This is a genomic window from Aeromonas simiae, from assembly GCF_014892695.1.
Classification (GTDB): domain Bacteria; phylum Pseudomonadota; class Gammaproteobacteria; order Enterobacterales; family Aeromonadaceae; genus Aeromonas; species Aeromonas simiae.
On the sequence record NZ_CP040449.1, the window covers coordinates 1,523,082 to 1,534,402 of the forward strand.

At 64.6% G+C, this 11,321-nt stretch carries 12 protein-coding genes; 3 read left to right on the plus strand and 9 right to left on the minus strand.

Annotated elements, in window-relative coordinates; translation table 11 throughout:
- Positions 1–15 precede the first annotated feature (15 nt).
- From pstA to phoU, 3 genes are read left to right on the plus strand one after another with little or no spacing between them, the layout of a single operon-like run.
- On the plus strand, positions 16–1,668 hold the full coding sequence (gene pstA, locus FE240_RS07160; protein WP_193003951.1) for a phosphate ABC transporter permease PstA: 1,653 nt from the start codon (positions 16–18) through the stop codon (positions 1,666–1,668).
- Between the two features lie 31 nt (positions 1,669–1,699).
- Positions 1,700–2,518, plus strand: coding sequence for a phosphate ABC transporter ATP-binding protein PstB (pstB, locus tag FE240_RS07165; protein WP_042048159.1), 819 nt, complete (start codon positions 1,700–1,702; stop codon positions 2,516–2,518).
- 32 nt (positions 2,519–2,550) lie between these two features.
- Entirely contained in the window at positions 2,551–3,261 is a 711-nt protein-coding gene (gene phoU / locus FE240_RS07170; RefSeq protein ID WP_193003952.1) for a phosphate signaling complex protein PhoU, read from the plus strand.
- 148 nt (positions 3,262–3,409) lie between these two features.
- On the opposite strand, the gene gloA is transcribed toward phoU, so the two are convergent.
- The 9 genes from gloA to FE240_RS07215 all read right to left on the minus strand — a co-directional run bounded on the left by gloA (position 3,410) and on the right by FE240_RS07215 (position 11,292).
- Positions 3,410–3,823, minus strand: a complete 414-nt coding sequence (gene gloA / locus FE240_RS07175) for a lactoylglutathione lyase (protein ID WP_193003953.1) — start codon at positions 3,821–3,823, stop codon at positions 3,410–3,412.
- 2 nt (positions 3,824–3,825) lie between these two features.
- A complete protein-coding gene (nth, locus tag FE240_RS07180) occupies positions 3,826–4,467 on the minus strand; it encodes an endonuclease III (protein WP_193003954.1) in 642 nt (213 codons plus the stop codon).
- Positions 4,468–4,477: 10 nt separating this feature from the next.
- Positions 4,478–5,182 carry an electron transport complex subunit E gene (locus tag FE240_RS07185; RefSeq protein WP_193003955.1) on the minus strand — a complete coding sequence of 235 codons (705 nt, stop codon included), beginning with the start codon at positions 5,180–5,182 and terminating at the stop codon, positions 4,478–4,480.
- 2 nt (positions 5,183–5,184) lie between these two features.
- Positions 5,185–5,817 (minus strand): electron transport complex subunit RsxG, encoded by a 633-nt coding sequence (gene rsxG, locus FE240_RS07190; protein WP_193003956.1) that lies wholly within the window; start codon positions 5,815–5,817, stop codon positions 5,185–5,187.
- Entirely contained in the window at positions 5,814–6,875 is a 1,062-nt protein-coding gene (gene rsxD, locus FE240_RS07195; protein WP_042048152.1) for an electron transport complex subunit RsxD, read from the minus strand. The genes rsxG and rsxD overlap by 4 nt, the downstream gene beginning before the upstream one ends.
- Positions 6,875–9,388 (minus strand): electron transport complex subunit RsxC, encoded by a 2,514-nt coding sequence (gene rsxC, locus FE240_RS07200; RefSeq protein WP_193003957.1) that lies wholly within the window; start codon positions 9,386–9,388, stop codon positions 6,875–6,877. The genes rsxD and rsxC overlap by 1 nt, the downstream gene beginning before the upstream one ends.
- A gap of 2 nt (positions 9,389–9,390) precedes the next feature.
- On the minus strand, positions 9,391–9,954 hold the full coding sequence (gene rsxB / locus FE240_RS07205) for an electron transport complex subunit RsxB (protein ID WP_193003958.1): 564 nt from the start codon (positions 9,952–9,954) through the stop codon (positions 9,391–9,393).
- 4 nt (positions 9,955–9,958) lie between these two features.
- The gene (gene rsxA / locus FE240_RS07210; protein WP_042048150.1) at positions 9,959–10,540 is read right to left on the minus strand and encodes an electron transport complex subunit RsxA; all 582 of its coding nucleotides are present in this window, start codon (positions 10,538–10,540) and stop codon (positions 9,959–9,961) included.
- A 131-nt stretch (positions 10,541–10,671) separates the two neighbouring features.
- Entirely contained in the window at positions 10,672–11,292 is a 621-nt protein-coding gene (locus FE240_RS07215; protein WP_193003959.1) for a LysE family translocator, read from the minus strand.
- Positions 11,293–11,321 lie beyond the last annotated feature (29 nt).

An 11,321-nucleotide genomic window follows, 5' to 3' on the forward strand; every position in this document is an offset into this window, starting at 1 on the left:
GCGAGGAATCAAGCAATGGGAAAGTGGTTTAAAACAGGGGCTCCCTGGATCTGGATGACCGGTGGCGCCGTGAGCATGAGTCTGGTGGCGGTATTGGGCCTGCTGCTGCTCATCGGCTGGCGTGGTCTGGTCTACTTCTGGCCGCACCCCATCTATGAGTGGCAGGTCAAGGATCAGAACGGGCAGCCCCATCTGGTGATTGGTGAGCTCTACGATCAAGAGCAGGTGCCGACCGAGCGGCTGCGTGATGCCGGTCGGTTGCTGCCCGAGGGGGAGAGCCGCGAGTGGCTCACCCGCTACCTCATCAAGACCGGTAACCGCGAATTTGTCGACCTCGACTTTCGCTGGATACTGGAGAGCGACATCGCAGCGCGCCGTCAGCCGGCCGAGCTGGCGGTGATCGAGCGCACCACCAACGGTAACTTCTACGGCACCGTCACGGCGCTGACCGTCGACGGTCAGGCGGTCAGCGGCGATCTGCACCAGCCGTTCGTGGCGGCCATTAACCGCGCCGTCGGCCTCAACGCCCAGGCGGACAGCCTGCAAAAGGGCAAGATAGGGGCCATCAACTACCAGCTCGAGAAGCTGCGCCTCAAGGAGCGCAAGGCCGAGCTGGAAGGGCGGTTAAGCGACGAGCTCAAGCGCGAGCTGAGCGCCGAGCGGGCTCAGTTGCAGGCGGACTATCAGGTGCTGGAGAAGGAGCTGTTTGCCCTGCGCGCCGATGCCGGGCGCGACAGCGTGACCGTCACCGACATGCGCGGTGAGGCGGTCACCATGCCGCTTTCTAAGGTGCTCGACGTCACCTGGCCGAACCAGATGAGCCTGCTGGCCAAGATTGGCCACTGGTTCCACCAGATTGGCAAGTTCATCGGTGGCGAGCCGCGCGAGGCCAACACCGAGGGTGGGGTGTTCCCAGCCATCTTCGGCACCGTCTTCATGGTGATCCTGATGGCCATCATCGTCACTCCGCTCGGGGTGGTGGCGGCGGTCTACCTGCATGAGTACGCCGGCAAGAACGTGATGACCAAGTTCATCCGTATCGCGGTAATCAACCTCGCCGGCGTCCCCTCTATCGTCTACGGCGTATTTGGCCTCGGCTTTTTCGTCTACACCTTGGGCGGCAGCATCGATCGGCTGTTCTACCCCGAGGCGCTGCCGAGCCCCACCTTCGGCGCTCCCGGCGTCATCTGGTCGGCGCTGACCCTGGCTATCCTCACCCTGCCGGTGGTGATCGTCTCGACCGAAGAGGGGTTGGCCCGTATCCCGAGCGCCATCCGTCACGGCTCACTGGCGCTCGGCGCCACTCAGGCCGAGACCCTGTGGCGCATCGTGCTGCCCATGGCGAGCCCGGCCATCATGACCGGCCTCATCCTGGCCATCGCCCGGGCTGCCGGCGAGGTGGCCCCCCTGATGCTGGTAGGGGTGGTGAAGTTGGCACCGACCCTGCCGATGGATGGCAACTTCCCGTACCTGCACGTGGAGCGCAAGTTCATGCACCTGGGCTTCCATATTTATGACGTGGGCTTCCAGAGCCCCAATGTGGAGGCGGCGCGCCCGCTGGTTTATGCCACCTCCTTCCTGCTGGTGACCGTGATCGTGGGGCTCAACCTCTCCGCCATCGCCATCCGTAACCACCTGCGTGAAAAATTCAAGGCGCTGGATAACTAATCCGGCCCCCTAGCACTGATTCGAGGTAACCATGATCAACGTCAATACCACCATGCAGCAGCCCAAGGCGCTGGATCTGGCCAACCTGCCGGCCGAGCAGACCGCGCTGGAAGTGAAGGGGCTGGATCTCTACTACGGCAACAAGCAGGCGCTCTACAACATTGAGATGAAGATCCCCAAGGGGCAGGTAACCGCCTTTATCGGCCCCTCCGGCTGCGGTAAGTCGACCTTGCTGCGCTGCATCAACCGGATGAACGATCTGGTGGAGAGCTGCCGCATTGAGGGGGAGATCCTGCTGCATGGCAACAACATCTATGACAAGAGCGTGGATGTCGCCGCCCTGCGCCGCCGGGTCGGCATGGTGTTCCAGCGCCCTAACCCGTTCCCGAAGTCGATCTACGAGAACGTGGTCTATGGCCTGCGCCTGCAAGGGATCAACGATCGCCGCACCCTGGACGAGGCGGTAGAGCGCTCCTTGCGTGGCGCCGCCCTGTGGGAGGAGGCCAAGGATCGCCTGCACGAGAACGCCTTCGGCCTCTCCGGCGGTCAGCAGCAGCGTCTGGTGATCGCCCGCGCCATCGCCATCGAGCCGGAAGTGCTGCTGCTCGATGAGCCGACTTCGGCGCTCGATCCCATCTCGACCCTGACCATCGAGGAGCTGATCAACGAGCTCAAGAAGCAGTTCACCGTGGTGATCGTCACCCACAACATGCAGCAGGCGGCCCGGGTGTCGGATCAGACCGCCTTCATGTACATGGGCGAGCTGATCGAATACACCGACACCAACACCATCTTCACCACCCCGGCCAAGAAGAAGACCGAGGACTATATCACCGGCCGTTACGGCTAAGGCATAATCGCACCCGGTTTAAGGATTTCGACATGGACAATATGAATCTCGGCAAACATATCTCGGGGCAGTTCAATACCGAGCTGGAAAACGTGCGCAACCAGGTGCTGGTGATGGGGGGGCTGGTCGAGCAGCAGCTGACCGATGCGCTGGCGGCCATTCACGATCAGGATCTCGATGCGGCGCGCCGCATCGTCGGCAGCGACCACAAGGTCAATGCCATGGAGGTGGCCATCGACGAGGAGTGCACCCGCATCATCGCCAAGCGCCAGCCGACCGCGTCTGACTTGCGTCTGGTGATGGCCATCATCAAGACCATCGCCGAGCTCGAACGCATCGGTGATGTGGCCGAGCGGATCGCCCGCATGCTGACCGACAACGCCAACAAGCCGCAGCCGCCGCTGGTGTCGCTGGAGAGCATGGGCCGGCGCACCATCAAGATGCTGCACGACGTGCTCGACGCCTTCGCGCGCATGGATCTCGACGCCGCCATCGCCGTCTATCAGGAAGATGACAAGGTGGATCGCGACTACGAGTCGGTCATTCGCGAGCTGATGACCTACATGATGGAAGATCCGCGCACCATCCCCCAGGTGCTCAACGTCCTGTGGGCGGCGCGCGCCATCGAGCGGGTCGGCGATCGCTGCCAGCACATCTGCGAGTACATCATCTACTTCGTTAAAGGAAAGGATGTGCGCCACACCAAGGGCGACGAGTTCACTAATCTGGTGAACAAGCCGTAACCGATAGATGCAGACGGGGCCTCAGGGCCCCGTTTTTTTATGGCGTGACGCAGGAGGCGGGTGGGAAGAGAAAAAGAGGGCCGATCATCGAATGGGGCTCGGCCAGTCACAGAAAGGGCGCCATGATGGCGCCCCTGTGGTGTGAAGATTAGGCGCTTTGGCCCAGTCCCATACCGGCATCTTTCTTGGCGATCAGCTCAATCTTGTAGCCGTCCGGATCTTCGACGAAGGCGATGACGGTGGTGCCGCCCATGACCGGGCCCGGTTCACGGGTGATCTTGGCACCGGCGGCACGCAGGGCCTCGCAGGTGGCGTAGATGTCATCCGCTTCCAGGGCGATGTGACCATAGGCGGAGCCCAGATCGTACTCGCTCACCCCCCAGTTGTAGGTCAGCTCGATGACCGCCTGATCCTTCTCGTCGCCGTAGCCGACGAAGGCCAGGGTGTACTTGTACTCGCTGTTCTCACTCTGGCGCAGCAGCTTCATGCCCAGCACGCGGGTGTAGAAGTCGATGGAACGTTGCAGGTCGCCGACGCGCAGCATGGTGTGCAGGATTCTCATGGTTATCCCTCCGGGTAGATTTTTTCTTTAAATTCGCACAGATCCTCGATGATACAGGAGCCGCAGCGGGGTTTGCGAGCCAGACAGGTGTAGCGCCCGTGCAGGATCAGCCAGTGGTGTACGTCGAGCTTGAACTCGGCTGGCACCACCTTGAGCAGTTTCTCTTCCACCTGATCGACGTTCTTGCCCACCGCGAAACCGGTTCGATTCGAGACGCGGAAGATGTGGGTGTCGACGGCGATGGTGGGCCAGCCGAAAGCGGTGTTGAGCACCACATTGGCGGTCTTGCGGCCGACGCCGGGCAGGGCTTCCAGCGCCTCGCGGTTCTCCGGTACCTCACCGCCGTGGCGCTCGAGCAAAATGGCGCAGGTCTTGATGACGTTCTCGGCCTTGGTATTGAACAGGCCAATGGTCTTGATGTACTCCTTCACCCCCTCCACGCCGAGCGCCAGCATGGCGGCCGGGGTATTGGCGACGGGGTAGAGCTTGGCGGTGGCCTTGTTGACGCTCACGTCGGTGGCCTGGGCCGACAGCAGTACGGCGATGAGCAGCTCGAACGGCGAGCTAAAGTGCAGCTCGGTGGTCGGGTGGGGCTCGGCTTCCCGCAGTCGCTCCAGGATCTGTCTGCGTTTTTGGTTGTTCACGTCTTCTCCGTTACAGCTCGGTAGCACGCGCCCCAGATGCTGGGACGGCGCAGTGGGCTCGCTCGGTGACGGCCTGCTTGCCGCGCCAGTCGTTGATGGCGTTCTTGGCGGCAATGAGCAGCCCCAGCCCGATGAAGCCGCCGGGGGGCAGGATGGCGATCATCAGGGCCGAGTCGGCCGGCAGGATCTGCATGCGCAGCACGCTGGCCCAGCTACCGAGCAGCTGATCGGCGCCGTCAAACAGGGTGCCCATGCCGATGATCTCGCGCATGGCGCCCAGGGTGCAGAGCACCAGCGTAAAGCCCAGCCCCATCATGAAGCCATCGATGGCCGCATAGAGGGGGGCGTTTTTCACCGCATAGGCCTCGGCGCGACCGATGATGACACAGTTGGTGACGATGAGGGCGATGAAGATGCCCAGCGCCTGATAGAGGCTGTAGGTATAGGCGTTCATCAGCAGCTGCACGCAGGTCACCAGCGCGGCGATGATCAGCACATAGACCGGGATGCGGATCTCCTTGGGCACCAGGTGGCGCACCAGGGAGATGGCGAGGTTGGAGCAGGTCAACACTGCCAGCGTGGCCAACCCCAGCCCCAGCGCATTGGTCAGGGTCGAGGTGACGGCCAGGGTGGGGCACAGGCCCAGCACCTGCACCAGAGCCGGGTTGTTCTTCCACAGCCCCTGTTGCCACAGATTCTTGATCTCTTGGTTCATCGTTACTCTCCCTGAGCGCAGGCCGGTGCGCGCTCGAGCAGCTCGGGGTGACGGGCTTGCAGCATCAAGACCCGCTTGACCGCTTTGACTACGGCGCGCGGGGTGATGGTGGCGCCGGTGAAGGCGTCAAACTCGCCGCCATCTTTTTTCACCGCCCAGCTGGCCTCGTTGTCGGGGCGTAAGAAGCGGCCCTTGAAGCGCTCGATCCAGTTGGATTTTTTCAGTTCAATCTTGTCACCAAGGCCCGGTGTCTCCTTGTGCTCCAGGGTGCGCACCGCAGTGATGGTGCCCTCCTGGGTGAAGCCGACCACTAGGCGGATGGCGCCACTGTAGCCGTCGGGGGCGATGGTTTCCAGCGCATAGCCGGTGATGGTGTCCCCTTGCCGGGCTACATAGAGGGGCATCGGCTTGGGGCTGCCGAGGTATTCGGCGCTGGTCACCAGGCGGCAACTGCCTACCAGATCGTTGTCATAGCTGCCGGCCGGCAGCAGGGCCGACAGGGTCGCCAGCTTCTCCTGCTGGCGCTGCTGCTCGATGCGCTCGACCGTGAGCTCATTGGTCAGTGCTACCACGGCGGTACAGACCAAGGCAAAAGCGCCGAGGATGGCGCCGTTCTTACTCATGCTGCCGATCATTTGCGCGCCCCCTTGCGTTGGCCATAGACGGCGGGACGGGTCAGGCTATCGATGAGCGGCACGCACAGGTTGGCGAGCAGCACGGCGAAGGCAAACGCATCCGGATAGCCGCCGAAACGGCGGATAAGGTAGACGGTGACACCGATGAGGAGGCCATAGATGAGGCGCCCACGCGGCGTGGTGCTGGCGCTGACCGGATCGGTGGCGATGAAGAAAGCCCCCAGCATGGTGGCGCCGCTAAACAGGTGCAGCATGGGGGAGGCGGTGGTATCCGGGGTCACCAGCCAGCCCAGCACGGCGGCGCCGAGCAGGCCAGCGAGTACGGCCGCCGGGATGCGCCAGCTGATCACCTTCTGCTGCAACAGGAACAGGCCGCCCAGCAGATAGCCGAGGTTGACCCAGTTCCAGCCGATGCCGCCCCATCCCTCATAGAGGGGGGCGCGCATGATCTCGGGCACGGTCAGCCCTTGGGTGAGGCCGGTCTTGAGGGTATCGAGCGGGGTGGCCATGGTGGTGCCGTCCACCCCCATGCGCAGCTGCGCCATGCTGTAGCCGTCGAGGCTGTGGCCGCTGAAGATGGTGGCAAGCGCATCGCCCATGCCCAGCTCCATGGCGCGCACCCCTTCAGGGGGCAGCCAGCTGGTCATCTGCACCGGGAACGAGACCAGCAGCAGCACGTAGGCGACCATGGCCGGGTTGAACAGGTTCTGGCCGAGCCCACCATAGAGCTGTTTGGCGACGATGATGGCAAAGGCGGTGCCGAGCACCACCAGCCACCAAGGGCCGAAGGGGGGCAGGGAAAGGCCGATGAGCACGGCGGTGACCACGGCGCTGCCGTCCCACAGTGCCGGTAGCACAGGGCGGCGACGCAGGCGCAAGATCAGCGCCTCGCTCACGCAGGCGGTGAGGGTGGCGAGCAGCAGTTGGATGAGGGTACCCCAGCCGAAGAACCAGCTCTGGGCCAGCAGCCCCGGCAGGCAGGCCAGCAGCACCAGCCCCATCATGGTGCTGGTCTGCTTGCGGTTATGGGCAAAGGGGGCACTCGCAATTTTGAACATCAGTCACCCACCTCGTGGTCAGCAGTCGTTGGATTGGATTGGGTCATGGCGGCCTTCTTGGCCTTGGCACGGGCGATGGCGGCGGCCACGGCCGCTTTTTTACGCGCCTCGGGATCGTCGCTGCTCTCGGTTGAAGCGGGGGCCGGGGCCTGAGTCGGCTGCGCCGGTGCCGCGTCGCGACTTGCGCTCGGCGTGTCGGCAGGCTCCTCGCTGTGCGCACTGGCGGCCTTCTTGGCCTTGGCGCGGGCGATGGCGGCAGCCACGGCCGCTTTTTTGCGCGCCTCGGGATCGTCGCTGCTCTCGGTTGAAGTGGGGGCCGGGGCCTGAGTCGGCTGCGCCGGTGCCGCGTCGCGGCTTGCGCTCGGCGCGTCGACAGGCGTCTCGCTCTGCGCACTGGCGGCCTTCTTGGCCTTGGCGCGGGCGATGGCGGCGGCCACGGCCGCTTTTTTGCGCGCCTCGGGATCGTCCTGGCTTTCGCTCTCGGTTGAAGAGGGGGCCGGAGTCGGCTGCGCCGGTGCCGCGTCGCGGCTTGCGCTCGGCGCGTCGGTAGACGTCTCGCTGTGCGCACTGGCGGCCTTCTTGGCCTTGGCACGGGCGATGGCGGCGGCCACGGCCGCTTTTTTACGCGCCTCGGGATCGTCGTGGCTTTCGCTCTCGGTTGAAGCGGGGGCTGGAGTCGGCTGCGCCGGTGCCGCGTCGCGGCTTGTGCTCGGCACGTCGGCAGGCGTCTCGCTGTGCGCACTGGCGGCCTTCTTGGCCTTAGCACGGGCCAGGGCAGCGGCGAGCGCCGCCTTCTTGGCTGCGTCAGCATCGAGGGGGGCCGCGTCAGAGGCCTGCGTCGTGGCGGCGGTGCCTTGCTCGGCCAGCTTGGCGGCGCGGCGGGCCTCGGCCTCGCGCTTGCGGGCTGCGCGGGCGGCGATCACCGCCTCGTTATCCGGTGCGCCGCCGGGCAGGGCACCTTGGGTAGTGAGCCCGCTTTGCTTGGCCTTGACCCTGGCCAGGGCGGCGGCCACCGGATCGTCGCCGCCCGCCGCCTCGGTCAGCACTTGGCGGCGGTTGGCGGCAGCGGATGCGTGGCGCGCCTCGCGGGCCGCCTTCTCGCGCTCGAAACGGGCCTGTTTGGCTTCGAAGCGGGCCTTGGCCCGTTCGGCCTTTTCGGCCTCGGCGCGGCTCTCGCGGATGTCGTCTTTGGCAATTTTGTAGTACTGCACCAGCGGGATCTCGCTTGGGCAGACCCAGGCGCAGGCGCCGCATTCGATGCAGTCAAACAGGTTGAGCGCCTCGACCTTGTCGTACTCGCGGGCCCGGCTGTACCAGTAAAGCTCCTGGGGCAGCAGGGTGGCCGGGCAGGCATCGGCGCAGGCGCTGCAACGGATACAGGCCTGCTCGGGGCCGGGGGGCGGCAGCTCGGCCCGGCTCGGGGCGAGCAGGCAGTTGGTCGCCTTGACCACGGGAACCCGGGCATGGGGCAGGGTAAAGCCCATCATGGGGCCGCCCATGATGACCCGTTGCTCGGCCTCGGGTTGCAGCTCGAAGCGCTGCAACAGCCAGCGCACCGGGGTGCCGAGGCGAACCCAGACGTTACCGGGCTGGCGGAAGGTCTCGCCGGTCAGGGTGACCAGCCGCTCGATGAGGGGCTCTCCCTCGACGATGGCGCGCTTGATGGCGAACACGGTGGCCACGTTGAGCACCATGATGCCGATGTCGACCGCCCGGCCCCCTTTGGGCACTTGGCGCCCGGTCAGGATCTCGATAGTCTGCTTGGCGCCCCCCGAGGGGTACTTGGTGGGGGTGACCCGCACCATGATGTCCTGGTCATGCTCGCCGATGGCGGCAGTGAGGGCGGCAATCGCCTCGGGCTTGTTGTCCTCGATACCGATGAGGCAGAGCTTGGGCCCAAGCAGGTGGCGCAGCACGCGGATCCCCTCGATCACCTCGGTGGCGTAGTCGCGCATCAGGCGATCGTCGGTGGTGATGTAGGGCTCGCACTCGAGGCCGTTGATGATGAGGATCTCGGTGCGCTGACCGCGCCCGTCGAGCTTGCTGTGGGTCGGGAATACGGCGCCACCAAGGCCGGCGATCCCCGCCTGCTGCACGCGCGCCAGCAGCTCGCTGCGCTCGAGGTTCCAGTAATCCGGGCGCGGATCGCGCGGGCACCAGCTCTCTTCCCCATCGGGAACCAGGGTGATGCAGAGATCCGAGAGGCCGGAGGGGTGGGCCACGGTCTGCTCGCCGATGGCGGTGATGGTGCCCGAGGTGCTGGCATGCACCGGCACCGTTCGTCCACCCTGCCAGCTGGTCAGGGGCTGCCCCTTCTTGACCCGATCTCCCACCTGAACCAGCAGCTCACCGGCGGGGCCGGCGTGCTGACGCACAGGGATGATCAACTCAGGGGGCAGACCCGCTTCGCGGATTGGCTGATGGCTGGACTGCGCTTTGTTCTCTGGGGGATGGATGCCACCATGGAAATCCCACATGGCCCCGGCCTTGATGCGTTCGATGATAGCTTGCATGACTACTCCACCACCTTGACCGGGATCTGTACGGCTGCGAGGTTCCACTTCCAGTTATCGACCGTGGTCGGCAGCGGGATCATCTCGATGCAGTCGGTCGGGCAGGGGGCGACACAGAGATCGCAGCCGGTGCACTCCTCCTTGATGACGGTGTGCATCGCCTTGGTGGCGCCGATGATGGCGTCGACCGGGCAGGCCTGGATGCACTTGGTGCAGCCGATGCACTGATCCTCATGGATGAAGGCCACCTTCTTGACGGGCACGGCGCTCTCATCGCCACCGAGCGGCTGGGGCTCGACCCCCATCAGCTCGGCAATCTTGCGCATGGTCGGCTCGCCGCCGGGCACGCACTTGTTGATGGCGTCGCCGCCGGCGACCGCCTCGGCGTAGGGCTTGCAGCCGGGGTAGCCGCACTGACCGCATTGGGTCTGGGGTAGCAGGGCGTCGAGCTGGTCGACGATGGGGTCGGCCTCGACGCGGAACTTGACCGCGGCGAAGCCCAGTATGACCCCGAAGGCGAGCGCCAGCAGGGTCAGCACCAGAATGACAAACAAAATATGGATCATGAGGTTACATCTTGATGAGGCCGGTGAAGCCCATGAAGGCGAGCGACATCAGACCGGCGGTGATCATGGCAATCGAGACGCCGCGAAACGGCGCAGGCACGTCGGCGGCAACCAGCCGCTCGCGCATGGCAGCAAACAGCACCAGCACCAGGGAGAAGCCCAGTGCGGCGCCAAAGCCATAGAGCACGCTCTGGATGAAGTCGTGGTTGCTGTTGACGTTGAGCAGCGGCACCGCGAGCACGGCGCAGTTGGTGGTGATGAGCGGCAAGAAGATGCCGAGCAGGCGATAGAGGCTTGGGCTGGTCTTGTGCACCACCATCTCGGTGAACTGCACCACCACGGCGATGACCAGGATGAAGGCGAGAATGCGCAGGTAGCCGATGCCGAGGGGCAGCAGAATGTAGTGCTCGACCAGATAGGCGCAGGCGCTGGCCAGGGTAATGACGAAGGTGGTGGCCAGCCCCATGCCGATGGCGGTCTCGAGCTTACTCGACACCCCCATGAAGGGACACAGCCCCAGGAATTTCACCAGAACGTAGTTGTTGACCAGCACTGTGCTGATCAACAGGAGCAGATATTCAGTCATCAGAGTAATGGGATATCCGGAGTGAATGCGGCCGGTATTATCTGATGTTAGGCAGAGCTAAACAACTCTGCGGGTGCAGGGTTATTAAGCAGTCGGGCCCAATTGGCGAAAGAATTGCCCGCTGGCGGCGGCTAACTGATGGCCAGCCGGATGCCGAAGGCGAGAAACAGGGCGCCGATCAGCCGCTCGAGCGCGCGTTTGAAGCGAGCCGGCAGGTGCAGCCGGTGGCGGGCGGTCGCGGTGATCAGCACCAGCAGGTGGCACCAGATCATGCCCCCCAGATTGAAAATACCCCCAAGCAGGATGAAGGCCAGCCCCTGCTGCTGACCACTCGGATCGATGAACTGGGGCATGAAGGCGAGAAAAAAGAGCGCCACCTTGGGGTTGAGCACATTGGTCAGCATGCCCTGGCGGTAGATGGCCCACAGGGGCATGGCGGGCAGGGGGGCGCTATCGCGAACGGCGGCGTGGTGGCGCAATAGGGTGAGGCCGAGATAGACCAGATAGAGGGCGCCGGCCAGCTTGACCAGCGCAAACAGTTGGGCCGAGGCGGCGAGCAGGGCCGAAAGCCCGAGGGTGGCGCACAGCACATGTACCATGATGCCGCTGCCGATCCCCCAGGTGGCGGCCACCCCGGCGCGCCAGCCCTGACCTGCGGTGCGCAGCATCACCAGTAAGGAGTCGGGCCCCGGCATCAGGTTGAGCAGCAGGGACGAGGCGATGAAAAGGGCCAGATCATGGATGCCGAACATGGGGAAGACTCCTAGGGTGATGGCCCAGT

Excerpts from the sequence above, each read along its gene's own strand:
- pstA (WP_193003951.1), top strand. The coding sequence starts at position 16 with ATGGGAAAGTGGTTTAAAACAGGGGCTCCCTGGATCTGGATGACCGGT.
- pstB (WP_042048159.1), top strand. The coding sequence starts at position 1,700 with ATGATCAACGTCAATACCACCATGCAGCAGCCCAAGGCGCTGGATCTG.
- phoU (WP_193003952.1), top strand. The coding sequence starts at position 2,551 with ATGGACAATATGAATCTCGGCAAACATATCTCGGGGCAGTTCAATACC.
- gloA (WP_193003953.1), bottom strand. The coding sequence starts at position 3,823 with ATGAGAATCCTGCACACCATGCTGCGCGTCGGCGACCTGCAACGTTCC.
- FE240_RS07185 (WP_193003955.1), bottom strand. The coding sequence starts at position 5,182 with ATGAACCAAGAGATCAAGAATCTGTGGCAACAGGGGCTGTGGAAGAAC.
- rsxG (WP_193003956.1), bottom strand. The coding sequence starts at position 5,817 with ATGATCGGCAGCATGAGTAAGAACGGCGCCATCCTCGGCGCTTTTGCC.
- rsxD (WP_042048152.1), bottom strand. The coding sequence starts at position 6,875 with ATGTTCAAAATTGCGAGTGCCCCCTTTGCCCATAACCGCAAGCAGACC.
- rsxC (WP_193003957.1), bottom strand. The coding sequence starts at position 9,388 with ATGCAAGCTATCATCGAACGCATCAAGGCCGGGGCCATGTGGGATTTC.
- rsxB (WP_193003958.1), bottom strand. The coding sequence starts at position 9,954 with ATGATCCATATTTTGTTTGTCATTCTGGTGCTGACCCTGCTGGCGCTC.
- rsxA (WP_042048150.1), bottom strand. The coding sequence starts at position 10,540 with ATGACTGAATATCTGCTCCTGTTGATCAGCACAGTGCTGGTCAACAAC.
- FE240_RS07215 (WP_193003959.1), bottom strand. The coding sequence starts at position 11,292 with ATGTTCGGCATCCATGATCTGGCCCTTTTCATCGCCTCGTCCCTGCTG.